The sequence below is a fragment of the Pseudomonas sp. S10E 269 genome (assembly GCF_002798465.1).
Taxonomy (GTDB): domain Bacteria; phylum Pseudomonadota; class Gammaproteobacteria; order Pseudomonadales; family Pseudomonadaceae; genus Aquipseudomonas; species Aquipseudomonas pergaminensis.
In genome coordinates this window covers 2548781-2574836 of sequence record NZ_PHIJ01000001.1, presented here as the reverse complement: position 1 = coordinate 2574836, position 26056 = coordinate 2548781, and the positions used below count along the sequence as shown (strand labels likewise).

The 26056-nt window shown below is 60.7% G+C and carries 24 protein-coding genes; 11 read left to right on the top strand and 13 right to left on the bottom strand.

Annotated elements, in window-relative coordinates; translation table 11 throughout:
- Positions 1-6: 6 nt before the first annotated feature.
- Entirely contained in the window at positions 7-156 is a 150-nt protein-coding gene (locus tag CWC48_RS30345; protein ID WP_010207387.1) for a hypothetical protein, read from the bottom strand.
- A 195-nt stretch (positions 157-351) separates the two neighbouring features.
- Here CWC48_RS30345 and CWC48_RS11835 point away from each other — a divergent pair, with 195 nt between their 5' ends.
- The 4 genes from CWC48_RS11835 to CWC48_RS11820 all read left to right on the top strand — a co-directional run bounded on the left by CWC48_RS11835 (position 352) and on the right by CWC48_RS11820 (position 5668).
- A complete protein-coding gene (locus CWC48_RS11835; RefSeq protein WP_100491908.1) occupies positions 352-801 on the top strand; it encodes an EVE domain-containing protein in 450 nt (149 codons plus the stop codon).
- A 69-nt stretch (positions 802-870) separates the two neighbouring features.
- Complete coding sequence (locus CWC48_RS11830) at positions 871-1836, top strand: HlyD family secretion protein (RefSeq protein WP_078050649.1); 966 nt, start codon at positions 871-873, stop codon at positions 1834-1836.
- Complete coding sequence (gene rbbA / locus CWC48_RS11825) at positions 1833-4550, top strand: ribosome-associated ATPase/putative transporter RbbA (RefSeq protein WP_100491907.1); 2718 nt, start codon at positions 1833-1835, stop codon at positions 4548-4550. Before CWC48_RS11830 ends, rbbA begins: the two co-directional genes overlap by 4 nt.
- The gene (locus CWC48_RS11820; protein WP_078050651.1) at positions 4550-5668 is read left to right on the top strand and encodes an ABC transporter permease; all 1119 of its coding nucleotides are present in this window, start codon (positions 4550-4552) and stop codon (positions 5666-5668) included. The genes rbbA and CWC48_RS11820 overlap by 1 nt, the downstream gene beginning before the upstream one ends.
- 97 nt (positions 5669-5765) lie before the next feature.
- On the opposite strand, the gene CWC48_RS11815 is transcribed toward CWC48_RS11820, so the two are convergent.
- Positions 5766-6173 carry a flagellar basal body-associated protein FliL gene (locus CWC48_RS11815; protein ID WP_015886451.1) on the bottom strand — a complete coding sequence of 136 codons (408 nt, stop codon included), beginning with the start codon at positions 6171-6173 and terminating at the stop codon, positions 5766-5768.
- A 150-nt stretch (positions 6174-6323) separates the two neighbouring features.
- Here CWC48_RS11815 and CWC48_RS11810 point away from each other — a divergent pair, with 150 nt between their 5' ends.
- Together CWC48_RS11810 and glpT are read left to right on the top strand one after the other, a co-directional pair.
- Positions 6324-7301, top strand: a complete 978-nt coding sequence (locus CWC48_RS11810; protein WP_099493182.1) for an NADPH:quinone oxidoreductase family protein — start codon at positions 6324-6326, stop codon at positions 7299-7301.
- Between the two features lie 269 nt (positions 7302-7570).
- Positions 7571-8908: a glycerol-3-phosphate transporter gene (gene glpT, locus CWC48_RS11805; RefSeq protein WP_025857408.1), complete on the top strand. Its 1338-nt coding sequence runs from the start codon at positions 7571-7573 to the stop codon at positions 8906-8908.
- Here the strand turns inward: glpT and CWC48_RS11800 are convergent.
- Both CWC48_RS11800 and CWC48_RS11795 read right to left on the bottom strand, forming a co-directional pair.
- Positions 8905-9558, bottom strand: coding sequence for a gamma-glutamylcyclotransferase (locus tag CWC48_RS11800; protein WP_099493183.1), 654 nt, complete (start codon positions 9556-9558; stop codon positions 8905-8907). The genes glpT and CWC48_RS11800 overlap by 4 nt on opposite strands.
- Positions 9559-9584: 26 nt before the next feature.
- The gene (locus CWC48_RS11795; protein ID WP_100492517.1) at positions 9585-11972 is read right to left on the bottom strand and encodes a TonB-dependent siderophore receptor; all 2388 of its coding nucleotides are present in this window, start codon (positions 11970-11972) and stop codon (positions 9585-9587) included.
- Positions 11973-12300: 328 nt separating this feature from the next.
- On the opposite strand from CWC48_RS11795, the gene CWC48_RS11790 reads away from it, so the two are divergent.
- Positions 12301-12783, top strand: a complete 483-nt coding sequence (locus CWC48_RS11790; RefSeq protein WP_078050654.1) for a sn-glycerol-3-phosphate transporter — start codon at positions 12301-12303, stop codon at positions 12781-12783.
- A 98-nt stretch (positions 12784-12881) separates the two neighbouring features.
- On the opposite strand, the gene CWC48_RS11785 is transcribed toward CWC48_RS11790, so the two are convergent.
- The 5 genes from CWC48_RS11785 to CWC48_RS11765 all read right to left on the bottom strand — a co-directional run bounded on the left by CWC48_RS11785 (position 12882) and on the right by CWC48_RS11765 (position 18113).
- Positions 12882-13850 (bottom strand): CDP-6-deoxy-delta-3,4-glucoseen reductase, encoded by a 969-nt coding sequence (locus CWC48_RS11785; protein ID WP_078050655.1) that lies wholly within the window; start codon positions 13848-13850, stop codon positions 12882-12884.
- Positions 13850-15316 carry a 4-hydroxy-3-polyprenylbenzoate decarboxylase gene (ubiD, locus tag CWC48_RS11780; RefSeq protein ID WP_003176824.1) on the bottom strand — a complete coding sequence of 489 codons (1467 nt, stop codon included), beginning with the start codon at positions 15314-15316 and terminating at the stop codon, positions 13850-13852. The genes CWC48_RS11785 and ubiD overlap by 1 nt, the downstream gene beginning before the upstream one ends.
- 156 nt (positions 15317-15472) lie before the next feature.
- Positions 15473-16732, bottom strand: coding sequence for a transcription termination factor Rho (rho, locus tag CWC48_RS11775; RefSeq protein ID WP_016973082.1), 1260 nt, complete (start codon positions 16730-16732; stop codon positions 15473-15475).
- A 234-nt stretch (positions 16733-16966) separates the two neighbouring features.
- Positions 16967-17296 carry a thioredoxin TrxA gene (gene trxA, locus CWC48_RS11770; protein WP_015886460.1) on the bottom strand — a complete coding sequence of 110 codons (330 nt, stop codon included), beginning with the start codon at positions 17294-17296 and terminating at the stop codon, positions 16967-16969.
- Between the two features lie 121 nt (positions 17297-17417).
- Positions 17418-18113 carry a FadR/GntR family transcriptional regulator gene (locus CWC48_RS11765; protein ID WP_100491906.1) on the bottom strand — a complete coding sequence of 232 codons (696 nt, stop codon included), beginning with the start codon at positions 18111-18113 and terminating at the stop codon, positions 17418-17420.
- Positions 18114-18368: 255 nt separating this feature from the next.
- Here CWC48_RS11765 and CWC48_RS11760 point away from each other — a divergent pair, with 255 nt between their 5' ends.
- From CWC48_RS11760 to CWC48_RS11745, 4 genes are read left to right on the top strand one after another with little or no spacing between them, the layout of a single operon-like run.
- A complete protein-coding gene (locus CWC48_RS11760) occupies positions 18369-19154 on the top strand; it encodes a transporter substrate-binding domain-containing protein (RefSeq protein ID WP_100491905.1) in 786 nt (261 codons plus the stop codon).
- A gap of 17 nt (positions 19155-19171) precedes the next feature.
- Complete coding sequence (locus CWC48_RS11755) at positions 19172-19840, top strand: amino acid ABC transporter permease (protein ID WP_017736949.1); 669 nt, start codon at positions 19172-19174, stop codon at positions 19838-19840.
- Entirely contained in the window at positions 19837-20487 is a 651-nt protein-coding gene (locus tag CWC48_RS11750) for an amino acid ABC transporter permease (RefSeq protein ID WP_078050660.1), read from the top strand. The genes CWC48_RS11755 and CWC48_RS11750 overlap by 4 nt, the downstream gene beginning before the upstream one ends.
- A complete protein-coding gene (locus CWC48_RS11745) occupies positions 20474-21211 on the top strand; it encodes an amino acid ABC transporter ATP-binding protein (RefSeq protein WP_065938032.1) in 738 nt (245 codons plus the stop codon). Before CWC48_RS11750 ends, CWC48_RS11745 begins: the two co-directional genes overlap by 14 nt.
- Here the strand turns inward: CWC48_RS11745 and CWC48_RS11740 are convergent.
- The 4 genes from CWC48_RS11740 to CWC48_RS11725 form a co-directional block, all read right to left on the bottom strand.
- Positions 21183-21716 carry a hypothetical protein gene (locus CWC48_RS11740; RefSeq protein ID WP_078050661.1) on the bottom strand — a complete coding sequence of 178 codons (534 nt, stop codon included), beginning with the start codon at positions 21714-21716 and terminating at the stop codon, positions 21183-21185. The genes CWC48_RS11745 and CWC48_RS11740 overlap by 29 nt on opposite strands.
- Positions 21706-24144: a fimbria/pilus outer membrane usher protein gene (locus CWC48_RS11735; protein ID WP_256581638.1), complete on the bottom strand. Its 2439-nt coding sequence runs from the start codon at positions 24142-24144 to the stop codon at positions 21706-21708. Before CWC48_RS11735 ends, CWC48_RS11740 begins: the two co-directional genes overlap by 11 nt.
- 70 nt (positions 24145-24214) lie before the next feature.
- Positions 24215-24904, bottom strand: coding sequence for a fimbria/pilus chaperone family protein (locus CWC48_RS11730; protein ID WP_078050663.1), 690 nt, complete (start codon positions 24902-24904; stop codon positions 24215-24217).
- Between the two features lie 132 nt (positions 24905-25036).
- Positions 25037-25696 carry a DUF1120 domain-containing protein gene (locus CWC48_RS11725; protein ID WP_100492516.1) on the bottom strand — a complete coding sequence of 220 codons (660 nt, stop codon included), beginning with the start codon at positions 25694-25696 and terminating at the stop codon, positions 25037-25039.
- Positions 25697-26056 lie beyond the last annotated feature (360 nt).

Genomic DNA, 26056 nt, shown 5'->3' with positions numbered 1-26056 from the left:
GAAGGGTCAGCGCTTGAACGGTTGTGGCTGCTGCTGAGCCAGTTCAACGGGAGCATCGGTCTTGTTCGACCACAAGCTTTGGGCATACCCGGTGGTCACGACGCCCAGACCAAACAAAATCACCAAAATCCATAGTAAATCCGGTTTACGTTGCATCGATTGCCCCCCTTCAGGCACCTCGTACACGATGACAACAACGTTCCAAAGTAGTCCGTTGCAGCTGCGCCAAGCTTTAAAAGCCGGCATTCTGCGGTAACGTGAACCAACACGCAAACCTTGGCGCCAACCGACTGTCGGTTTGTCATCAAATTGCCTGACAACTTGCCCACGCCCTTTTTCAGGAGCCCAAAAATGGCCTATTGGCTGATGAAATCCGAGCCCGACGAACTCTCTATCAAAGGCCTGGAAAAGCTCGGCGAAGCCCGTTGGGACGGGGTGCGCAACTACCAGGCACGCAATTTCCTGCGTGCGATGGCGGTGGGTGACACGTTTTTCTTCTATCACTCCAGTTGCCCGGAGCCGGGTATTGCCGGCATCGGCAAAATCGTCGAGGCGGCCTACCCGGACCCTACCGCGCTCGAACCAGAAAGCCATTACTTCGACGCCAAGGCCACCCAGGAGAAAAACCCGTGGAGTGCGATCAATGTGGCGCACGTGCAGACCTTCTCCAAGGTGCTCAGCCTTGGCTACCTGAAGCAGCAGACTGCCCTTGCCGAGCTGCCCCTGGTGCAAAAAGGCAGCCGGCTATCGGTGATGGCCGTCACGCCAGAGCAATGGGCTGCCGTGCTCAATTTGCTTTAACTGACCGGTATCAAGGCCCCGCCGGGGCAAACCGTTCAAACTAGGACGCTAATGCCGCAGGAAGCAGCCATGTCAACGAATCACCACACCTCCCGCCTTTTCGCCATCGCACTCATTGCCCTGTTGCTGGGTGCCGGTGGCTTCGGTTACTGGCGTTCCACTCAGGACCGCCTGCCCGAAGGCCTGAGCATGGGTAATGGCCGCCTGGAATCCACCGAAGTGCAGATCGCCGCCAAGATCCCCGGGCGCCTGGCCGACGTGCGCGTGGACGAAGGCGACAAGGTGCTCAAGGGCCAACTGCTCGCACGCATGGACACCCGCACCCTCGAAGCCCAGCGCGCCCAGGCCGAAGCCGAAGTGCTGCGCGCCAAGGAAAACTTCGCCGCCGCCGAAGCCAACGTGCAACTGCGCCAGAGCGAACAACTGTTGGCCAACCAGGAACTCAAGCGCACCCAGGAGCTGTACAAGCGTGGCTTTGCCAGCAGCCAACTGATTGATCAGCAGCAGGCACGGCAAAATACCGGCAATGCCGCTGTGATTGCCGCGCAAGCCCAGGTCAACTCCGTGAAGGCCGCCATCGGCGCCGCCGAGGCCCAAGTGGCCCAGCTCACCAGCGAGATCGATGACAGCAGCCTGCGCGCGCCCATCGACGGCATTATCCAGCTACGCCTGGCCGAGCCGGGTGAAGTGCTGGGCGCGGGCGGCCGTGTACTGCTGTTGATCGATCCCAATGATCAATACATGAACCTCTACCTGCCGGCCTCCGTCACCGGCCGCCTGACCGTCGGCAGCGATGCGCGCATCCTGCTCGACGCCCTGCCCGACCAGCCACTGCCGGCCAAGATCAGCTTTGTCGCGGCCAAATCCCAGTTCACGCCCAAGGAAGTGGAAACCCGCGACGAACGCCAGAAACTGGTGTTCCGCGTCAAACTGCGCCTGACCCAACCCAGCGCCGTGCCCCAGGCCAAGCCCGGCATGCCCGGCGCGGGCTATGTGCGCACGGCTGACATTGACTGGCCGGCCAACCTGCAATGACCGCCCTGGCGCTGCAGGCCACGGGGATCAACCACCGCTACGGTAAGCAGCAGGCCCTGGTCGACATCGCCTTCAGCTTGCCGGCCGGTACACGCTGCGGCTTGATTGGCCCGGATGGCGCGGGCAAGTCGAGCCTGTTGGGTTTGATCGCCGGGGTCAAAAAGCTCCAGGACGGCCAGTTGCAGGTGCTCGGCGGCGCCATCGATGACCGCCGCCACCGCAACAGCCTGTACCCGCGCATTGCCTTTATGCCCCAGGGGTTGGGCGGCAACCTGTACCCCGAGCTGTCCATCAGCGAAAACATCCGTTTCTTTGCCACCCTGTTCGGCCTGTCAAAAGCCGATTGCGACCAGCGCATGCACAACCTGTTGCTGGCCACCGACCTCGCACGTTTTGCCGATCGCCCGGCCGGCAAGCTGTCCGGGGGGATGAAGCAGAAGCTTGGCCTGTGCTGTGCGCTGATCCACGACCCGGACCTGTTGATCCTCGACGAACCCACCACCGGCGTTGACCCGCTGTCACGCCGGCGTTTCTGGGAACTGGTCGACAGCGTACGCAGCGAGCGCCCGCAACTGACGCTGCTGGTGGCCACGGCCTACATGGAAGAAGCCGAGCAGTTCGAACACTGCCTGATGCTCGATCGCGGCAAGCTGATCGCGGACGGCTTGAGCAGTGACCTGGCGGGCGCGACCTCCAGCGGCAAATTAGACGAGGCGTTTACCCACTTCCAGGGCGACAGCGCCCACGACAACCAACCGCTGGTGATCCCGCCCCGAGAAAGCGCCACCACTGATATCGCCATCGAAGCCCATGACCTGACCCTGCGGTTTGGCGATTTCACGGCGGTGAACAAGGTCAGCTTCGCCATTGGCCGAGGCGAGATCTTCGGCTTCCTCGGCTCCAACGGCTGCGGCAAGACCACCACCATGAAGGTGCTCACCGGGCTGATGCCGGCCACGGAAGGCAGTGCGAAGCTGTTGGGCAACCCGGTGAATGCCAAGGACCTGGCCACCCGTAAGCGCGTGGGCTTCATGTCGCAAAGCTTCTCGTTGTATGGCGAACTCAGCGTGCGCCAGAACCTGGTGCTGCATGCGCAATTGTTCGACTTACCCAAGGCCGACAGCGGTCCGCGCATTGATGAGCTGATCCAGCGTTTCGACCTCGGTGACGTGGCCGAACAACCGTCCGGCGAGCTGCCGCTCGGCTTGCGTCAGCGTTTGTCATTGGCGGTGGCGGTGCTGCATCGCCCGGAAGTGCTGATCCTCGACGAACCTACGTCGGGCGTCGACCCGGCCGCGCGGGATGACTTCTGGCGATTGCTGATCGAGCTGTCCCGCGAACAAGGTGTGACAATTTTCCTGTCCACGCACTTTATGAACGAGGCCCAGCGCTGCGACCGCATTTCCCTGATGCACGCGGGCAAGGTGCTCGCCTGCGATACGCCGGACGCGCTGCAGCGGCAGTTCCACGGCGACACCCTGGAAGCGGCGTTCGTCACTTGCCTGGAGCAGGCCCAGGGCGAAGCCGAACCCACCGCACCCGCCAACACCGTCAGCGAAGCCAGCGCGGCGCCTGTGAGCAAACGCGGTTTCAGCCCCGCTCGCCTGTTGGCCGTGGCCAGCCGTGAAAGCAAGGAGTTGCTGCGCGACAAAGTCCGCATGGCCTTCGCGCTGCTGGGTGCGATGTTCATGATGGTGATTTTCGGCTACGGCATTTCCCTGGATGTGGAAAACCTCGCCTTCGCGGTCTACGACCAAGACCAGACACCCCAAAGCCGCGCCTACCTGGAGGCCTTTCGCAGCTCCCGCTATTTCGCCGAGCAGTCGCCCATCCAGGACTCGAATGAACTGCACCGGCGCCTGCAACGTTCGGAAATCAAATTGGCCCTGGAGATCCCGCCCGGTTTTGGCCGTGATCTGTACGCCGGGCGCCAACCCACAGTGGCTGCGTGGCTCGATGGCGGCATGCCATTTCGTGCGGAAACCAGCCGCAACTATGTCGAGGCCGTGCATCAGGGCAACCTGGCACAACTGGCCGAGCTGAGCAGCCTACCCCGCGGCAACCCGGCGGCCGCCAGACTGGAAACACGCTTTCGCTACAACCAAGACGTAGTCAGCGTGAACGCCATCGGCCCCGGGGTGATGGCGCTGATCCTGGCGTTTATCCCGGCGATGCTCACCGCCCTGGGCATCGTGCGCGAGAAGGAACTGGGCTCGATCACCAATTTCTACGCCACACCGCTGACCCGCCTGGAGTTCTTGCTCGGCAAACAGGCGCCCTACCTGGCCGTGAGCCTGGTCAACCTGGCAGTACTGGTGGCGATGAACCGCTGGCTATTCGGTGTGCCCTTCAAGGGCAGCATTCTCACGCTGGCGTTCGGCGGCCTGCTGTATGTGCTGGCGACCACCAGCATGGGCCTGCTGATTTCGGCGTTCACCCGTACGCAGATCGCGGCGATCCTCGGCACCATGATCATCACCAGCCTGCCGACCATTCAGTTCTCCGGACTGATCGTGCCGCGCTCGTCCCTTGAAGGCGCAGCGGCGTTGATGGGCATGCTGTTTCCGGCCGGTCACTTCCTGGATATTGCCGTGGGCACCTTCACCAAGGCCCTGGACCTGCGCCAGTTGTGGCCGCAATGCCTGGCGCTGTTCGGCTTCTTTGTCGGGTTTACCGGGCTGAGCCTGATCATGCTCAAGAAGCAGGAGGCCTGATGCATAAGTTCGCGCATATCCTGCGCCTGGGGATCAAGGAACTGACCAGTCTGCGCCATGACAGCGTGTTGCTGCTGTTTCTGTTCTACGCCTTCACCGTCGCCATCTATATGCCCGCCGCCGGCTCGGTGATCGGCGTGCACAACGCCAGCGTTGCGTTTGTCGATGAAGACCACAGTTCGCTGTCGCGCCAGATGGCAGAGGCGCTGCAGCCGCCGGAGTTCCAGCCCCCGGCACCGCTGGCGTACGACCAATTGGACAAGGTCATGGACAGCGGCAAATACACCTTCGTAATCAATGTGCCGGCGAATTTCCAGGCCGACCTGCTGGCAGGGCGCCAGCCGGGCGTGCAGGTGAATGTGGATGCCACGGCGATGAGCCAGGCGTTCATGGGCGCGGGCTACATCGGGCGGATTTTCCAGCGCGAACTGCTGACCTACAGCGGACAAGCCGATGTCGCCAGCCAGGCGCCCGCACTGCTCACCACTCGGGCGCTGTTCAACACCAACCTGGAAGGCGGCTGGTTTCTGGCGGTGATCCAGATCGTCAACAACATCACGATCCTCGCCATTATCCTCACCGGCACCGCACTGCTGCGTGAACGCGAGCACGGCACCCTCGACCACTTGCTGGTGCTGCCGCTGACTGCGCTGGAGATCATGCTGGCGAAAATCTGGAGCAACATGCTGGTGGTGGTGCTGTGCACTTGGCTGTCGCTGGAAGTGGTGGTCAAGGGTTTGCTCGGCGTGCCACTGGCCGGGTCGCTGAGTTTGTTTCTGTTGGTGACGGCGCTGTACCTGTTTGCCAGCACCGCGCTGGGCATCTTCCTCGCCACCCTCGCCCGCTCAACGCCGCAGTTCGGCCTGCTGGCGATCCCGGTGATCATCCCGATGCTGCTGCTCTCGGGCGGCAGTACGCCACTGGACAGCATGCCCGAGTGGTTGCAGTGGGTGATGCAGGGCTCGCCGTCGACGCACTTTGTGAGTTTGAGCGCGGCGATTCTGTTCCGCGATGCGGGCGTGAGCGTGGTGTGGCCGGACTTGCTGGCGCTGGCGGGGATTGGGTTGGTGTTCTTTGCAGTGGCACTGGCGCGGTTCAGGAAGAGCCTGGCGTCCTGAGGCGCCTGTACCGCCGTCATCGGGGGCAAGCCCCCTCCCACATTTGATCGCATTCCAACTGTGGGAGGGGGCTTGCCCCCGATAGTCGCGTAGCGACTTATTGGATGATCAGGTTATTGAACAACAGGTCTTCCACCACCGGCTTGCCGGTCTCATCGTTCATCACTTGCTGGGTTTGCTTCAACGCTTCCTGGCGCAGTTTTTCCTTGCCTTCAACGGTGCTCATGGCCTCGTTGGTCTGCTGGGTGAACAGTGCCACCAGCTGGTTGCGGATCAATGGATCGTTGGCTTTGACCAGTGCTGCCGCCTCGGTGCCGGTCACGCGCAGGGCGATGTCGGCCTTGAACACCTTGAGTTTCGCGGTGCCGTCCAGACCATAGTTGCCCACGAACGGCGGGCTCAGGCTGATGTAGCTGACCTTCGGCGCCTCGCCTTCTTTGGCTTCTTCGGCCTGGGCTGCCATCGGCAACGTCAGGGCCAGCATCAACAGGATCCACGCTTTCACAGTTCATTCCTCACATTCGGTTGCCGGGTAGCATAACGCTAGCAAGGCAGAGCACAAGCTTATGGCGGCTTATCAGGCCCGGGCATGCTCGTTGACCCACGGGCGTACCCTCCTACACTTATCGGCCACGACGCCAAAAGGAATAGTCCGATGAAAGCTGTGCTGTGCAAAGCCTTCGGCCCCGCCGAAACCCTGGTGCTGGAAGAGATCGCCAGCCCGGCGATCAAGAAGAACGAAATCCTGCTGGACGTGCATGCTGCCGGGGTCAACTTTCCGGACACGCTGATCATCGAGGGCAAGTACCAGTTCAAGCCGCCCTTCCCGTTCTCGCCGGGTGGCGAGGCGGCGGGCGTGGTCAGTGAAGTCGGGGAAAAGGTCAGCCATTTGAAAGTCGGTGACCGGGTCATGGCACTGACCGGCTGGGGCAGCTTTGCCGAGCAGGTCGCGGTGCCGGGCTATAACGTGCTGCCAATCCCACCGAGCATGGACTTCAACACCGCTGCCGCCTTCAGCATGACCTACGGCACCTCCATGCACGCGCTGAAACAACGCGCCCACCTGCAACCCGGCGAAACCCTGCTGGTCCTCGGCGCTTCCGGTGGCGTGGGCCTGGCCGCCGTGGAAATCGGCAAGGCCATGGGTGCGCGGGTGATCGCCGCCGCCAGCAGCGCCGACAAACTCGCGGTGGCCAAGGCCGCCGGCGCCGATGAGCTGATCAACTACAGCGAAGCCAGCCTGAAAGACGAGATCAAGCGCCTCACCGACGGCAACGGCGCCGATGTGATCTACGACCCGGTGGGTGGCGACCTGTTTGACCAGGCCATTCGCGCCATCGCCTGGAACGGCCGCCTGCTGGTGGTGGGGTTTGCCAGCGGGCGCATTCCTGAGCTGCCGGTAAACCTGGCGTTGCTCAAGGGCGCGGCAGTGGTCGGCGTGTTCTGGGGCTCGTTCGCCCAGCGCCAGCCGCAGGACAATGCGGCGAACTTCCAGCAATTGTTCACGTGGTACGGTGAAGGCAAGCTCAAGCCACTGGTGTCGCAGGTGTATCCGCTGGAACAAGCCGCCCAAGCGATCAACGACCTGGGGCAGCGTAAGGCGGTCGGTAAAGTGGTTGTCCAAACCCGATAACACACCTGAAATGCAATCCTTGTGGGAGCTGGCTTGCCTGCGATAGCGGTGGGCCAGCTGCTACAAATGAACCTGAGGACCGCCATCGCCTGCAAGCCGGCGCTTACAGGTTTATTCACGACCACCACTTATCTATTCGCGACATGTTCATAAGAGAACATGCAATAGCGCTCATTTCCTGTGTTTGCAGATAAGAGGCGATGCTATTTTCGGTAACGAAACTGTAACATTCGCATCCGCAGTCAAAACAAGAAATTTGGAGCTCTTGAATGTTTGCTTTCTTTCGACCTGCCGCACACCAGGCGCCCCTGCCTGAAGAAAAAATAGACAGCACCTATCGACGTCTGCGCTGGCAGATCTTCGCCGGTATTTTCTTCGGTTATGCCGGGTACTACCTGCTGCGCAAGAACTTCTCCCTGGCCATGCCCTACTTGATCGACGAGGGTTACACCCGTGGCGAACTGGGCCTGGCAATGTCGGCCATCGCGATTGCCTACGGCCTGTCCAAGTTCCTCATGGGCCTGGTGTCCGACCGCTCCAACCCCCGCTACTTCCTGCCCTTCGGCCTGCTGGTTTCGGCCGGTGTGATGTTCATTTTCGGTTTCGCACCTTGGGCGACGTCCAGCGTGACCATGATGTTCATTTTGCTGTTCATCAACGGCTGGGCCCAGGGCATGGGCTGGCCGCCGAGCGGACGCACCATGGTGCACTGGTGGTCGCAGAAGGAACGCGGCGGCGTGGTGTCGGTGTGGAACGTGGCCCACAACGTCGGCGGCGGCCTGATCGGCCCGCTGTTCCTGCTCGGCATGGCCTGGTTCAACGACTGGCATGCCGCGTTCTACGTACCGGCCACCGTGGCCTTGCTGGTGGCGGCGTTTGCCTTCATCACCATGCGCGACACCCCGCAATCGGTGGGCCTGCCCCCGATCGAGCAGTACAAGAACGACTACCCGGAAGGCTACGACGCCAGCCACGAAGACGAATTCAGCGCCAAGGAAATCTTCGTCAAGTACGTGCTGCGCAACAAAATGCTGTGGTACATCGCCTTCGCCAACGTGTTTGTCTACCTGCTGCGCTACGGCGTACTGGACTGGGCACCGACCTACCTGAAAGAAGCCAAGCACTTCACGGTGGATAAATCGTCGTGGGCGTACTTCTTCTATGAGTGGGCCGGTATCCCGGGCACGCTGCTGTGCGGCTGGATGTCGGACAAGATCTTCCGTGGCAACCGTGGCCTGACCGGCATCGTGTTCATGGCGTTGGTGACCGTGGCGACCCTGGTGTACTGGCTCAACCCGCCAGGCAACCCAATGATCGACATGATCGCGTTGTTCTCCATCGGCTTTCTGATCTACGGCCCGGTGATGCTGATCGGCCTGCAGGCGCTGGAGTTGGCACCGAAGAAAGCTGCGGGTACGGCTGCGGGCTTTACCGGCCTGTTCGGTTACCTGGGTGGTTCGGTGGCGGCCAGTGCGGCCATGGGCTACACCGTGGACCATTTCGGCTGGGACGGTGGTTTCGTGCTGCTGATCGGTGCGTGCCTGCTGGCGATCGCCTTCCTGATCCCAACGCTGTGGCACACCAACAGCGTCAGCTCGGCGCGTTAACCGCCTGGGCAATCCTTTGCACAGCGCTTGAGCCGCGCCTCCAGATTCTTGTCTGGCATGGCGTGGCTACGCAGGGCGTTGACGGTCTGCTCGACATAATCGCGAGTGGTGCCGTAACGCCCGCAAGCGCTTTGCAGCACATGGTTCAGCACAATGTCGGGCAAGTTACCGGCGTAGCTGGGCAAGTGCCGCTCCAAGACAAACCCCAACGCCTGCACGGTAGTGCCATCTTCCAGGCGGCAGCTGAGCCAGTGTGGCCGGTAGGAAGGGTAAGGCATCTCGCGTTGCCATAAAGCGTAAAGCGAGGCCTCCAGTTGATCCTCCGGCAAGCGGTAGGCGAACCCGCTGCAAGAGCCACCGCGATCCAGGCCAAAGACCAACCCTGGCAACTCCGGCGTACCCCGATGCTCGTGGGACCACAGGTACAGGCCCCGGTGATAACCGTGAACCCGTGCCCGCCGCCTCTCGGTCGACGAGCATTCAGGGCGCCAGATCAGCGAACCATAAGCGAAAAGCCAGACCGGCCCACCCTTATGCTGGGCCATGGTGGCCTGCATCGAGCTCATCAACTGTTCGTGAGTGAGTTGCGGCCCAAGATCGAGCCGCGGAGGGTAAGCCAATTGCAAAAGATCGGATTCAATAACGGTCATGGCGGATCGCTTAGGTCTCCTGTGCTTTACCAGTTATAGGCAACTTTACCGTAATAGAACGCGCCGCTGTAACCGTACGGCGAAAAAGTGCTATAGGCCAAATTGCCACCACTGCTGGCGAAGGCATTGACCTTCTCCGGGTATTTATCGGTGACGTTGTCGCCGCCGAGGGTGAAGGTCCAATTCTTCAACTTGTAGTCCGCCGACAAGTCCAACACCCACGCAGCCTTGAAGGTCTGGTCGTTGACCTTGGTTGCCTGGTAGCTGGTGAATTCACCATAGCGCACCAGGTTGCTGTGCAGCGCCCAATTGCCAAACGTGAAGTCGTTACCCAGGCTCAGCTTGTGCTCGGGCGTGGTATCGCCCAGCAAACCGCTTTTCTCGCGACGGTCCACCCGCAGCAGGTTCACACCCAGGCTGTCGAGGATCGCCGGGTTGGCTTTCACGTCGGTGACCTTGGTGTGGTTGTAGTTGTAGCCCACGGTACTGTTCCAGCGAATGCCGTTGTCGAACTGGTAGCGATAGTTGGCCACGAGGTCGACGCCATCGGTACTGGTATCGGTGGCATTGGTGAAGTAGCGGGCGCTGGTGTAGTTGATGTTGCCCACCCCGTTGGCTTGCAGGTAGGCAATCGCCGCCGGGTTGAGGTTGAGGTTTGACGACAGGCTGATGCGGTCACGGATGTCGATGCGGTACACGTCGACGGTCACGGTCAGGTCATCGGCAGGTTCCAGCACCAGGCCAAGGCTGTAGTTGCGTGACTTTTCCGCCTTGAGGTCTTCGGCGCCCAGCAAGCGAGCCACCTGACTGTTGGCCGGGAAGGTGCCCGCTTCCTGGATGGTGCTGCCGATCAACTGCGATGAGGTGTAGGCAAAATTCTGCTGGGCCAGGGACGGCGCGCGGAACCCATTGGAGATACTGCCGCGCAGGGCCACTTGTGGAGTGAAGTCGTAGCGCGCCGACAATGAGCCACTGACGTTGGAGCCAAAGTCACTGTAGTCCTCATGGCGCACGGCGGCCGAGGCACTGAGTTTCTCGGTGAAGTTGGTTTCCAGGTCCAGGTACTGAGCCCAGTTGTGCCGCGAGCTGGTGCCGGCATCGGCATCGCGGAAGCCGCCCAAGCCCGAGCTGCCGGTCTGGTAGTAGGACGCCGGCTCACCGGCTTCAATTTCATAGCCCTGGTGCAGGTATTCGCCGCCAAAGGCCACGGAAACCGGGTACGGCAGAAAGCCCACGTCGAACTCACGGGACAGGTCCAGGCTGACTTGCTTCTGGTCGTTGCTCAGGGTGCCGTTGTCGAACTTGCGCGGCGTGGCCAGACCCAGGGAGGTATTGATGGTTTCGGTGCTCAGCTCGTACTGATTCTTGCCGTAGTTGGCCGACAGGTCGTAATGCCAGTCGTAGGCCAGCAAGCCACGCAGGCCCACCACCAGCGAGGTGTCTTCCAGGTTGCCCTTGATCAGCGGCAGGTAGCCGTTGGGATTGAGCGCCGGGATGTTGTTGGAAGCGTTGCTCGCCCGGTAGAACGCCGCCGTCTCGCCGCGCCGCTTGCTGTAGCCACCGAAGGTGTAGAACTCGGCCGCATCGTTGAAGGCATATTCCGAGTTGAACTGGAACTTGCCTTCATTGGTGGCCGGCTCGCCCTGACGGAACACGCGCTGGCCGTAGGTAGTGGAGCCGATACTGGCCGGGCGGTAATCATCGCCGGCGCGGTTGGTGTAGTCATTGTCAGCGCCCTCGGCCGACAGGTTGATAAAGCCGTTGTCGCCCAACGCCAGGCCGGTATTGCCGCTGACATTACGCTGGATACCGTCGCCCTTCTTGTATTCGCCGAACTTGGAGGAGATCGAGCCGCCATGGTCGGCATGCTTGAGGATCACGTTGATCACCCCGGCAATCGCATCGGAGCCATAGCGGGCCGAGGCGCCGTCGCGCAGCACTTCGATATGGTCCACCGCCGACAGCGGAATCGCGTTCAAGTCCGCCGGGGCAGAGCCACGACCCACCGCCCCGCCAAGGTTGACGAATGCACTGGTGTGGCGACGCTTGCCATTGACCAGCACCAGCACCTGATCCGGCGACAGGCCGCGCAACTGCGCAGGGCGCACCAGTTCGGCACCATCCACCAGGCTTGGGCGTGGGAAGTTGATCGATGGAATCAGCCGCGCCAATACCGCGCCCAACTCGTCGGAGCCGGTACTGCGCAGGGTATCGCCAGAAATCACATCGATAGGCGACAGCGACGCACTGGCGGTGCGCTCTTGGGCGCGGGTGCCGGTGACGATCACGGTGTCGAGCTTGGGTGCATCGGTGGCGGTCGTTTCGGCCGCAAAGACTGGATTGAAACCCACGGCGGTCAGCAAATTGGCCGACAAAATCGCCGTGTACAGCGCGTGTTGCTTGTAGCTCCCCATACCGCTCCCCTTGGATTCAAAACCCAGAACCTCGTGCTCTGGGTTCATACGATCGATCCGGCTGGCGGGCGGTGGCGGTCAGTTGTTGGTGGTTGTGAATGAGTCGGTAGTCCGTTGCGATATAGCCTAATGATATTTATGTAACAAATTAAATACCTTTAAAGCATAAGCGAATGCATAAGCAAACCCGTCCATTCGTCAGGATTGCGTGAGGCAATTTCGCTACTTTCAGCCCCGGTTCAGCCTGGGAGCGCGCCAAGCCGTCAAAATGGCGCACCGGTCACGACCCACCTAGCCGCCTACCAAACCGACTATCGAGGTCGCACCCATGAAGAAATTCCGACTGCCTGGCCTGCTGTTCCTGGCCCAAGCCACCACTGCCCTGGCGGGCGAAGCGCCAGCGACTGAAGACGACAAAGGCTTCTGGTACGCGCAGACCAGCGTCTACACCCGGCACTTCGCGCCCGACCCGGAGCACAACAACAACCAGGACCTGATCGGCCTGGAGCGCAATGAAGCCTCAGGTTTTGTGTATGGCGGGGCGACGTTTCGCAACTCGTTCCGGCAGCGCTCGTACTATGCGTATGCGGGAAAACGCTACGACATGGCCGACTATCCGGTGTATTTGAAGCTGACGGGCGGGGCGATCCAGGGTTATCGCGGCAAGTACCGCGACAAGATACCGTTGAACCGTTTCGGCGTGGCGCCGGTGATCATTCCGTCGGTGGGCACGCATTACGGGCCGGTGGCGGCGGAGTTGGTGTTGCTGGGGTTCAATGCGGCAATGGTGACGACCGGCGTACGGTTCTGACACTGACACGGCACGGTCTACTGTGGGCGCTGGCTTGCCTGCGACAGCGGTGTTGGCTGACAGCGCCGGCAAGCCGGCGCCTACAAAGGGGCTCGGCCTTAGGGACGTGGGGCGTAGGCAAACACGTCGGCGCGCATCTGGTGTGCATCCATGCCGGCGTCGACCAGTGCGTCCAGGGTGCCGTAGATCATCGCCGGTGAGCCGCTGGCGTAGACGTGCACCGACTTGAGGTCGCTGATGTCTTCGCACACCGCTTCATGCAGCAACCCGCAGCGCCCTTCCCAGCCGCACAAGTCACTGACGACTTTATGCAGGAACAGGTTGGGCAGTTGCAGCCACTGGTCCCAGTGCTCGATCTCGTAGAAGTCTTCCGGGCGACGCACGCCCCAGTACAGGTGCACCGGGTGCTTGAAGCCGGACGCGCGGCAATGTTCGATCAGGCTGTGCATCTGCGCCATGCCGGTGCCAGCAGCGATCAACACCAGCGGCCCATCCGGCAGCTCGGCCAGGTGGGTGTCGCCAAATGGCAGCTCGACGCGGGCCATCTGGTTGCGCTGCAGTTGCTCCAGCAGGCTGCGCGCGCTGTCTTCACGCACCAGCACATGCAGCTCCAGCTCGCGCCCCGCATGGGGTGCCGAGGCCAGGGAGAATGCCGACTTCTCGCCGTTCTCGCGCTCGATCATCAGGTACTGACCGGCGTGGTAACGCACCGCCTTGCCGGCCGGCGCGCGCAGGCGCACACGCCACACATCGCCACCGACCTCTACGCATTCACTCAATTGGCACGACAATTTGCGCAACGGCAACTCTCCCGGCGCCAGCACGCCATCCCACAACACCACGCAATCTTCCAGCGGCTCGGCAATGCAGGTGTAGAACTCACCATGGTCACGCACTTCCCCGGCTTGCTGCACCCGGCCCTCCACCAGCAGCGCGGCGCACACATGGCAAACGCCATTGCGACAGGCCTGGGGGCATTCGTAGCCCAGGCGGCGCGCGCCTTCGAGGATTCGCTCGCCAGGGACCAGCTCCAGCACGGCGCCGGAAGGTTGCAGGGTTACACGCATCAATCTATTCCCAATTCTTTCCAGATCGCATCGACACGGGCGGTGACGGCTTCATCCTTGACGATCACCCGGCCCCACTCGCGGGTGGTTTCACCCGGCCATTTGTGGGTAGCGTCCAGGCCCATCTTCGAGCCCAGGCCCGACACCGGCGAGGCGAAGTCGAGGTAGTCGATCGGCGTGTTGTCGATCATCACCGTGTCACGCTTGGGGTCCATGCGCGTGGTGATGGCCCAGATCACGTCGTTCCAGTCGCGGGCGTTGATGTCGTCGTCGGTGACGATAACGAACTTGGTGTACATGAACTGTCGCAAAAACGACCACACACCGAGCATTACCCGCTTGGCATGGCCGGGGTACGACTTTTTCATGGTCACGATGGCCATGCGGTACGAGCAGCCTTCGGGCGGCAGGTAGAAGTCGGTGATCTCCGGGAACTGCTTCTGCAGGATCGGCACGAACACTTCATTGAGCGCCACGCCGAGAATCGCCGGCTCATCCGGTGGACGGCCAGTGTAGGTGCTGTGGTAGATCGGCTTGATCCGATGGGTGATGCGCTCGACGGTGAACACCGGGAAGCTGTCGACTTCGTTGTAGTAGCCGGTGTGGTCGCCGTAGGGGCCTTCATCGGCCATCTCGCCCGGATGAATCACACCCTCAAGGATGATCTCGGCGGTGGCCGGCACTTGCAGGTCGTTGCCACGGCATTTCACCAGTTCGGTGCGGTTACCGCGCAGCAGGCCGGCGAAGGCGTATTCGGACAGGCTGTCAGGCACCGGGGTCACGGCACCGAGGATGGTAGCCGGGTCGGCACCCAGGGCCACGGAGACCGGGAATGGTTTGCCAGGGTGTTTCTCGCACCACTCGCGAAAATCCAGCGCGCCGCCACGGTGGCTCAGCCAGCGCATGATCACCTTGTTGCGGCCGATCACTTGCTGGCGGTAGATACCGAGGTTCTGGCGGTCCTTGTTCGGGCCTTTGGTGACGGTCAGGCCCCACGTGATCAGCGGGCCGACATCGCCGGGCCAGCAGGTCTGCACGGGCAGCATGGCAAGGTCGACATCATCGCCCTCGATGACCACCTCTTGGCACACCGCGTCCTTGACCACCTTGGGGGCCATGGCAATGATCTTGCGAAAGATCGGCAGCTTCGACCAGGCATCCTTGAGCCCCTTGGGCGGCTCGGGTTCCTTGAGGAAGGCCAGCAGCTTGCCGATCTCGCGCAGTTCGCTGACCGACTCGGCGCCCATGCCAAAGGCCACGCGCTCGGGGGTACCGAACAGGTTGCCGAGCACCGGGATATCAAAGCCGGTCGGGTTCTCGAACAGCAGCGCCGGGCCCTTGTTACGCAGGGTACGGTCGCAAATCTCAGTCATTTCCAGCACCGGGGAAATCGGCATCTGGATACGTTTCAACTCTCCGCGCTGCTCAAGTTGCTGCACGAAATCCCGAAGATCCTTGAATTTCATTAACCATGCCACCCGTAAAATAGGCGTACATCCTACCTGCTATGACGGCGGCTGGCAGCTTATCGCGGTGCATTTGGGTGCCAACGGCGCTTAAAAAGCAGGCGAAAAAAAATGGCGCCCCTGAGGGCGCCATTCTTTCGGACCTGAAACGTCGTATTACTTACGCTTCATCGACAGGAAGAACTCGTCGTTGGTCTTGGTGGTTTTCAACTTGTCGACCAAGAACTCGATGGCAGCGACTTCATCCATCGGGTGCAGCAGCTTGCGCAGGATCCACATGCGCTGCAGTTCGTCGTCGGCGGTCAGCAACTCTTCGCGGCGGGTGCCGGAGCGGTTGATGTTGATGGCCGGGAATACGCGTTTTTCCGCGATGCGACGGTCCAGGGGCAGTTCCATGTTGCCAGTACCCTTGAACTCTTCGTAGATCACTTCGTCCATCTTCGAACCGGTTTCAACCAGTGCGGTGGCGATAATGGTCAGCGAGCCGCCTTCTTCGATGTTCCGCGCGGCGCCGAAGAAACGCTTCGGTTTCTCCAGGGCGTGGGCATCGACACCACCGGTCAGTACCTTGCCGGAGCTAGGGATCACGGTGTTGTAGGCACGGGCCAGACGGGTGATGGAGTCGAGCAGGATCACCACGTCTTTCTTGTGTTCGACCAGGCGCTTGGCCTTCTCGATCACCATTTCGGCAACCTGCACGTGGCGGGTTGGCGGCTCATCGAACGTCGAGGCAACCACTTCGCCGCGCACGGTGCGCTGCATTTCGGTCACTTCTTCCGGACGTTCATCGATCAGCAATACGATCAGGTGAACTTCAGGGTTGTTACGTGCGATGTTCGCTGCAATGTTCTGCAGCATGATGGTCTTACCGGCTTTCGGCGGTGCGACGATCAGGCCGCGCTGGCCTTTGCCGATCGGGGCGCACAGGTCGATCACACGACCGGTCAAGTCTTCGGTGGAACCGTTACCGGCTTCCATCTTCATGCGCACGGTCGGGAACAGCGGGGTCAGGTTCTCGAAGAGAATCTTGTTTTTCGCGTTCTCGGGACGATCGAAGTTGATCGTGTCGACCTTGAGCAGGGCGAAATAACGCTCGCCTTCCTTCGGAGGTCGGATTTTGCCAACGATGGTGTCACCGGTGCGCAAGTTGAAGCGACGGATCTGGCTCGGCGAGACATAGATATCGTCTGGGCCGGCAAGATAGGAGGCGTCTGCAGAGCGGAGGAAGCCGAAGCCGTCCTGGAGAATCTCCAGCACGCCATCACCGGAGATTTCCTCGCCGCTTTTCGCGTGCTTTTTCAGCAAGGAGAAAATCACGTCCTGCTTGCGCGAACGGGCCATATTTTCTATGCCCATTTCTTCGGCCAGTTGGAGCAGGTCGGTAATCGGCTTTTGCTTGAGTTCAGTCAGATTCATATAGGAATGACGTAATCATTTATGGAGGGGGGAAATTAAGCTTTTGGCTTAATGAGGCCGCGCCGCAGAGAAGGCGACAGGATCGCGTACTAATCGAAAAGGAATGCGTCGGCGACGGCTTGCAGGGGGCAGTGGAGAAACCAGTGCGGGGCCGAATGTACCACCTGAGTTTCGGAGCGTCTAGCCCTGTTTCACGAAAAAGCCCCGCTATTTGCGGGGCTTTTTTGACGACGCTTAGATGTTCGCGTCGAGGAAAGCTTGCAGCTGAGACTTCGACAGCGCGCCTACTTTGGTCGCTTCGACGTTGCCGTTCTTGAACAGCATCAGGGTCGGGATACCACGCACGCCGTGCTTGGCCGGGGTTTCCTGGTTGTCGTCGATGTTCAGCTTGGCAATGGTCAGCTTGCCTTCGTAGGTGGTCGCAATGTCGTCCAGGACTGGAGCGATCATTTTGCAAGGGCCACACCATTCAGCCCAGTAGTCAACCAGCACCGGGCCAGCAGCCTTGAGTACTTCGGCCTCAAAGGTCGCGTCGGTGACGTGCTTGATAAGATCGTTGCTCATGGATGTCTCCGGAATGTAAGCAAAAAAAACGTGGCCCATCATAGCCGCCCTTCCCCCGTTCAGGAAGCTGCCGCTGATTGAGTCTTGCTATGAAGGCGCATGAGTTTGGGTATAGCCCACCTCAGGGTGTTACGGGAGTCACAAAAGCGATGCCGGTGCGCAACGCCGCATTGCGCACGTGTTCCTGCATGGTTTTCTGCGCCGCCGCACTGGCACGCCGGGCCAGGGCGCGCAGGATCCTGCGGTGCTCCTGCCAGGTTTCCATGGCTCGCTCCGGCCGGATGAACGGTAGCTTCTGGCTCTCCAGGAACACCTCGGCACTCGCGCTGAGGATGCTCACCATCGCTTGATTACCGCTGGCGAGCAGGATGCGCTGGTGAAATTCGAAGTCCAGCCGGGCAGCGGCTTCAAAGTCGCCCGCCTTGAGCACCTTGCGCATGGCCTCGACGTTATCTTCCAGGCTGTCCAGCTCATCGATAGTCAATGTGACCGCCGCCAACCCCGCCGCGAACCCTTCCAAGGCATAACGCAGTTGGAAGATATCCAGTGGCGTGGCCTGGGCCGCAAAAGGCCAGGCAAACCCTGGCGATTCCTCCGCGGCCTGCACGAACACGCCCTTGCCGGGCTGCACACTGACCACTCCCAGCGCGCTGAGGGACGACAACGCCTCGCGCAACGACGCCCGGCTCACCCCCAACTGCACCGCCAGGTCGCGTTGCGACGGCAGTGCATCGCCCGGCCCGAAGCCTTGCTCCTTGATCAGTTTGCGGATGGCCTGCAGGGCCGCTTCCGGTACGGCTTGGGCGATGGAATTCATAAAAAACTCAAGGTTGCGGTCAACGGACCCGCTAGTTGTAAAGCTATTCGCAGCTGGCGGCAAGCCACGCCCCAAAGGGGCTCGCAGGGTTTTGTCGGCGCTCGAAAAGGGTGCGAAAAGTCCGCGAACTGTTCAGACCAGTCCGACCACAAAAACGCAATAGATCCCTGGCTTTCAGGCGTTATTGAGCGTGATGGCATGGGCTGTGCACTGAGCAAATCCAGAAAATTCCTTCGCCCTTCTCGGAGAGTTGCCATGACCAAGCGCTACAGCGCCCTGCTTACTGCCCTGTTTGCCAGCCTGATGCTGAGCCAGGCACCCGCCCAGGCCAATGGTCTGGACGACATCATTGCCCGTGGCACCCTCAAGGTCGCCGTGCCCCAGGACTTCCCGCCGTTCGGTTCGGTCGGCCCTGACATGAAGCCACGCGGCCTCGACATCGATACCGCCAAGCTGCTGGCCCACCAACTCAAGGTCAAGCTGGAACTCACCCCCGTCAACAGCACCAACCGTATTCCGTTCCTCACCACAGGCAAGGTCGACCTGGTGATCTCCAGCCTGGGCAAGAACGCCGAGCGCGAGAAAGTCATCGACTTCTCCAAGGCTTACGCGCCGTTCTACCTGGCCGTGTTCGGCCCGCCTGAAGCCGCCATCAGCAGCACCGACGACCTCAAGGGCAAGACGATCAGCGTGACCCGTGGCGCCATCGAAGACATCGAGCTGACCGCCGTTGCCCCCAAGGAAGCCACGATCAAGCGCTTTGAAGACAACAACTCGACCATCGCCGCCTACCTGGCCGGCCAGGTTGACCTGATCGCCAGCGGCAATGTGGTGATGGTCGCGATCAGCGAACGCAACCCGAAACGGGTGCCGGCGCTGAAAGTGAAGCTCAAGGACTCGCCGGTGTACGTGGGCGTGAACAAGAACGAGCCGGCGCTGCTGGAGAAGGTCAACCAGATCCTGGTCGCGGCCAAGGCCGATGGCAGCCTGGAAAAGAACGCTATGCAATGGCTGAAAGAGCCGCTGCCCGCCGATCTGTGAAGCGACGGAGCTGACTCATGGCGTATCAATTTGACTTTGTACCGGTCCTGGCCAACACCGACCTGCTGTTGCGCGGCGCGCTGTTCACCCTTGAGCTGACCGCCATCGGCGCCATCCTCGGCGTGGCCCTGGGCACCGTCGGCGCCGTGGTGCGGGCGTGGAAGATCCAGCCGTTCGCCTGGTTCTTTGGCGTGTATGTCGAGTTGATCCGCAACACGCCATTCCTGGTGCAGTTGTTCTTCATCTTCTTCGGCCTGCCGTCCCTGGGGCTGAAGATCACCGAGTGGCAAGCTGCCGTGCTGGCGATGGTGATCAACCTGGGCGCCTACTCCACGGAGATCATCCGCGCCGGCATCCAGGCCATTCCACGCGGGCAGCTGGAAGCCGCCGCCGCGCTGGCCATGACGCGCTTCGAAGCCTTTCGCCACGTGGTGCTGCTACCGGCGCTGGGTAAGGTGTGGCCGGCCCTGAGCAGCCAGATCATCATCGTGATGCTCGGTTCGGCGGTGTGCTCGCAGATCGCCACCGAAGAGTTGAGCTTTGCCGCCAACTTTATCCAGTCGCGCAATTTCCGTGCATTCGAAACCTATGCCCTGACCACCTTGGTGTACCTGTGCATGGCGTTGATGATTCGCCAGTTGCTCAACTGGATTGGCCGCCGCTTCGTGATGAGGAACAGCCGATGAGTGATTTCTCGTTCTGGGACATCGTGCGCAACCTGGCCACTGGCCTGCAATGGACGCTGTTGCTTTCACTGGTGGCGTTTATCGGTGGCGGCGTGATCGGCTTGCTGGTGATGACGATGCGCATCAGTCGCAAAGCCTTCCCGCGCAATGTCGCCCGCACCTACATTGAGCTGTTCCAGGGCACGCCGCTGTTGATGCAGCTGTTCCTGGTGTTTTTCGGCATTGCCCTGCTCGGTGTGGACATCTCGCCCTGGCTGGCAGCCGCCATTGCCCTGACCCTGTTTACCAGCGCCTACCTCGCCGAAATCTGGCGCGGCTGCGTCGACTCCATCGCCCACGGGCAATGGGAAGCCTCGGCCAGCCTGGCGCTCAACCCGCTGGAGCAGCTGCGCTACGTGATCTTGCCCCAGGCGCTGCGCATTGCCGTGGCGCCGACGGTGGGCTTCTCGGTGCAAGTGATCAAAGGCACCGCCGTAACCTCGATCATCGGTTTCACCGAGTTGACCAAGACCGGCGGCATGCTCGCCAACGCCACCTTCGAGCCCTTCATGGTCTACGGCCTGGTGGCCCTTGGTTACTTTTTGCTCTGCTACCCCCTGTCCCTCAGTGCTCGCTACCTGGAAAGGAGACTGCATGCCTCTGCTTAGAATTTCCGCCCTGCATAAGTATTACGGCGATCACCATGTACTCAAGGGCATCGACCTGACCGTTGAAGAAGGCCAGGTGGTGGCGATCATCGGCCGCAGCGGTTCGGGCAAGTCCACCTTGCTGCGCACCCTCAACGGCCTGGAGTCCATCAACGACGGCGTGATCGAAGTCGATGGCGAATACCTCGACGCCGCACGCGCCGACTTGCGTAGCCTGCGGCAGAAAGTCGGCATGGTGTTCCAGCAGTTCAACCTGTTCCCGCACCTGACCGTCGGTGAAAACGTGATGCTCGCGCCGCAAGTGGTGCAGAAAGTGCCCAAGGCCAAGGCCGCCCAATTGGCCAGGCAAATGCTTGAGCGTGTGGGGCTGGGCGAGAAGTTCGACGCCTTCCCTGATCGCCTGTCCGGCGGCCAGCAACAGCGTGTGGCCATCGCACGCGCCCTGGCGATGTCGCCCAAGGTGTTGCTGTGCGATGAAATCACCTCGGCCCTCGACCCGGAGCTGGTCAATGAAGTGCTCAGCGTGGTGCGCCAACTGGCCAAGGACGGCATGACCCTGATCATGGTGACCCACGAAATGCGCTTCGCCCGGGAAGTCGGCGACAAGCTGGTGTTCATGCACCAGGGCAAGGTGCATGAAGTGGGCGACCCCAAGGTGCTGTTCGCCAACCCGCAAACCCCCGAGTTCGCCAATTTCATCGGCTCCGTGGAGCAGCCGGACTGACCAGCTCGAAACTGCCCTGCCCCTCCAGCACCGCTTGATTGCGAACATGCAGCGCGTCAGCGGGCAGGTTGGTATCGATTTCTACCTGGGCGCTCAACCGCTGGCCAGCCCCTCGTGCCACCAGGACCTGGCCTGGCAATAACTGCCCGCTGGCGGTCTCACCGGGCAAGTGTGCCTGCGTCCACTCGACCGCACGCCCATCCATCAGGGCATGCTTGAGGGTCAGGTTGAAGCGCCCCTGACGGCCGAACCGAAAACCTTGTCCATTGGCTGCGCCGGTAAATCGCAACGCGATGACCGAAGGCTCCTCGCACAGTACGTTCAGTTGCACCCTGCGTGTGCTGAGCGCTATTGAGGGAGTCTCAACCAGTGCCTCCCTGCGAATAACGCCATAATCGACGCGCGACTGGCTTACGGACACCCGGCAGTTTTGCGCCTGTGCTCCCTCGGCCATCCACACGATGCAGAGCAATGCGAAGCCCACGCTTTTCAACTTAACGGCCATGGCACACCGCCGAACTTGTCTCATAGAACCTGTCATTGTCGGCCTTCGACTCGGGGGTAAGGTTGAGCAGGCAAGAGGAAGAGTCCGGCATTAGGACCCGCAATATTTGGGCGTCATTGGCGTCGTTGAGGAAAATCATGCCATCACCCACCACACTGGTCAGGAACCGATTGTTCTTGTCCAAAACCGAAGCGCCCTGAGGCAGCGGCCGCCCTTGTTGATCGCTGGCGTTCAGCAGCACACGGCGCACCGTCACGACCTCAAAAGCCACGTTATTGACGGAGCCCCGACCTGCCGCAAGCACTTGGGTGCCGTTCTTCAGGTCGACCCGTTTTGGCAATGACTGGGTCTGCACCTCAATGCGGCTGTTGGTGTAGGCGGGCAGATTGGCGAGCACCGCCTGCCCGGTGAAGTCGGTCCACACCGGACCTTGCGGGGTATCGACTTTTGCAGCGCCAATGTCACCCACCGAGACGATGCCAAACGTGTCCTGCACAGCATAAGGCGAGAAGGTCAAGCCACCCTGGTGCGCCACCATTCCACCCTGCACCTGCCCTGAATAGGTGGTGCCCTGCGGATCACGACTGACACCCAGCCCGGCTCGGGCATACCTTGGCAGCACGTCCACATTGGCTCGGATCGATTGCTCCCGATGGCTTCGATCGCGTTCGACACCCACCTCATAATTCACGTACTCATTGACCCGCTCACTGAATGCGCTACCTGCTCGTGACTGGCCCCCTTGGCGACTGATATAGCTGCTCACGCGCCGATCAGACCCCAAGGGCACACGGACTTGCAGCCGCACGGACAGCTTATCTTCCTGAGCCGAATCGCGGCGCCGGTCTTCAAGCCGGGCATCACGGCGAGCCTTGGAGCCGCCCACCTGCGAGTCGCCGATCAGCGCAATGTCGGCATAGCGATATGACTTGTTCCACGCCGCAAACACATGCTCGGTCGTGTGCCCGTCGAATTGGGCGCTACGGGTGTAACCCACCGAAAAGCCCCCAAGTGTGGGGTCGACCCAGCTCATGCCCGCCGTATATTGGTTCTTGAAGCGAGAGTCCAGACCATCGGCGCTGGATGAGCGCCCGACTTCAAGCACCTCACGATAACCGCGGGTCTGAGTGGTTGCGCTCAGGCTGACCTCGATATCGGCAATCACCGGGCTGCTCATGGACACGCTGCTGCGTGAGCCGTAGCGCGCATCTCGACTGTCACGGGACAGGTTGTGACGCGCACCTACGGAGACGCGCTGGAAAAACACGCTGCTCAGCGTGCCGCCAGACGACCAGTATTCATCCGTGCTCAACAGACCAAAGCCCGCAGAGGAGTCACGTCCCAGTCCCCATGTGCCACTGCCCATGGCGACCACGGGCGACGGCCCGCTCTCGGATACGTTGCCCCGCACCTTGCCAAGGGAAAAGTAGTAACCGGGAGCCGCTGGAGCGGCGCCCGCGAATGATGCCGCCGGGACCACGAAACTGCGCTTGGCACCCCGCACATCGATGACGCTGACTTCCAGGTCGCTGGTGCCATTGAGCAAAGGCAGCCCCGTCAGCCGGAAGGGGCCTTCAGGCACCAGCGTGCTGTGAATCAACACGCCGGACTGGCGCACTTCAATCCGCGATTGGCTCCGGGCCAAGCCCTCTACCACCGCATTGTTACTGCCCGCCGGCACCCGCGACTGGCCGTCCGGAGAAAACTGCACGCCCGACAGTTGGAGACCACCGAACAACGGGTTGTTAGTGGAGATCTGCCCTACCTGGAAAGTGGACTGCAGCGCAGCAATGTCGCGCTGGGCGTAGGCGTAGAGGTGCTCAGTACGGGTGTCACCCTTGTCAGCGACATAGAACTGGTGACTGCGCACAATCCAGTCGCCCAAGTTGAAGCCTGCCTCGGTATAAGCCGACACGAACCGACTGGACCCACTGCGCGAATGGCTGTCAAAGCCCAGCACGTCATAGTTGAACAGGGCCGCCGTGCCGCCATGGGCGAAATGCCCAGCCTCCCATTGCGGCTCGCGAAACGACTGGGTCGGCACTACCAATGCCACCTCATCGACACCGGGCCGCAGTCGCACCATCGTCGTCGGGAACGCACCGAGGAAGTCGTGGCAGGCGTCATCGACGGTGGTGCCTTCACGGACGACTTCACGCGGCTGCACCAACCCGGCTTTTTCCAACAACCCTGGGGTGAAACACAACTGGCCTTCCGCGTCGAACCGCGCATCCACCAACCCGTGCGGATTGCCATTGACCCGTAGCCCCACCACCTGGGTGCCCTCGCGAAAACGCGCCGCAGTGCGAAAATAGTCCGAGACCTTGGGGTCGATACCGTAGGTGGTCAGTGCCGCGACGTCGAAACCCTCCCCCAACTCCAGCGCAGAGACCAGGCCCGGCAAACTCCACAGCGTCGCAAACCCCATGAGCAACGAGGGTCGGCGCGACCAGCAAGAAGCTGAAAGGCTTCTATTCGACAAGTTAGCCATGCGCCGATCAACTCCCTTCGGTAGTGATCGGGGCTCGGTAGCGGTCTACCGAAAAACCGTAGACCGTGGCCGGCTGTATCTCGACCTCGGCCAAGCCGCCCAGGCTGCCCTCAACCTGTGCCGTCAGCACCTCCCCCGGCAAAATGTAGGTACGCGGCAAAGTGGCCAAGGCTTTTTGGGGAAGTAGCTGCACATCCGGCGCCAGGCGCACCACATAAGCGCTGTCGTTATGAACGGTCAGACGTTCTCCCGACCGGCTCCACGTCAACAATTCCCAAGGCGAATCATGCCGAGGCAAGCCTTTGGGATGCAGGATCAGCGGCAGGTTCTGTCGAACAGTGATACCAATGGTCGCACCCGTTCCGGCCCGCGCCTGCGGAATACCCTCAAAGGACACACGCTTCAAGCGCTGGGTCTTCAACGGTTCCTTCAAGGTGGCAATGAAGCGCACTAATTGGGTTTCACCCGCATCCACCCGCGTAATGGGGGGTGTCACTATCAATAAGGGCTCCACGTCCTCGGGCACGTTCTCCACGACCGAGTGAAGAAGCGCTGGCCTCGCCTCGGTATTCCTGATGTTTATCGTGGCCTCGCCTTGCTCTTCATAAAGAATAACCACCGAAGTCTCCGGCAGCATCCCATCGGCCGTGGCCACACCGACAAAACATAGACACAGGCTTACACCGAACAACCGCACTTTATTTATTACTGAAAGACTACACACTCAGTGTTCCCCGCAGAACATGAGGTTAGCTATTACAGCCAAGCACTCATATGAAAACAGCCAATCAAAAAGCATCCGCTTTTTGATCGGCTATAGTTGAATCGCTTAGAGGTAAACCAATGTAAGCGTGGCGCGCCCATCAAGAGTAACATCGCGATTTAGCGTCAAGTCTTGAGCCTTATTGATAACCGCTCTAACAGCGATAGTCCCGCTCATCTCGGAGAGTGACGCCGGAACAAGGACTACACCGCTGCGCCAGGAATATTGACTTGACTGCCATGCGACTTTGCCATCACTGTTCTGCCAGGCACCGGCGCTGGTACCACGCGTAATAAGAGAAAGCGTTTTACCTGTCGACTGCAGGTTTTTAAGCGTGATCGCATAACCACCCGTGTTTTTTTGTGCGACCGTACCCAAGCCAAAGTTGTGAATGTCCCTATGACCTTGGTTAAGCGCGCTCAGAATGTCTCTCACCCTGCTGTTCGGCTGCAGGTCGTCAAATGTCAGCCCGAACTGGGTGTAGCCTGCGCCGCAATTGATCGTCACGGGCGTGGTCATCTCCCGCAGCGGTGTATAGGCCGTCTGGGATAACGAGCTCGAGGGAATATCCCCATAATTGATATTGCCCCCTCCGGTCATGCTGAGGTTGCAAGAAGCGGGTTTGATCGTGCCCCTGATACTTAACTGGGCACTCGTTGTTGCCTGTGCACCAAAAGCCGCAGCCAGGCAAGCGATACCGAGAGTCAATCCAACAATCTTTTTCATGTTCGACCTATCACTTAAAATTAGCAGGCGCATTTATTTCTGTTTTGGATAACCGACGACAAATAAATAACGCCACGGCACAATTGCCGAGTGACAGTCTGTCTTGTCGATGCCCAATTAAAGAATAAGACAACACCTCAATTACTGTCGGAGGCATATAAACAAGCTGTCGGCAGTGCGTTTTTCGGCAGTAGTACTGAGTCAGGCACCAAAAAGAAAACCGGCACTGAATTTGTAGGCGACATCATAATCACCCCTCCAACAGTGCAAAGTTACATATTCCTACATACCTCGAATACATCGCTAACAGAAGCGCGAAAGCGCAACCTACATATCCCACAGGAATTACCTACAGACCAC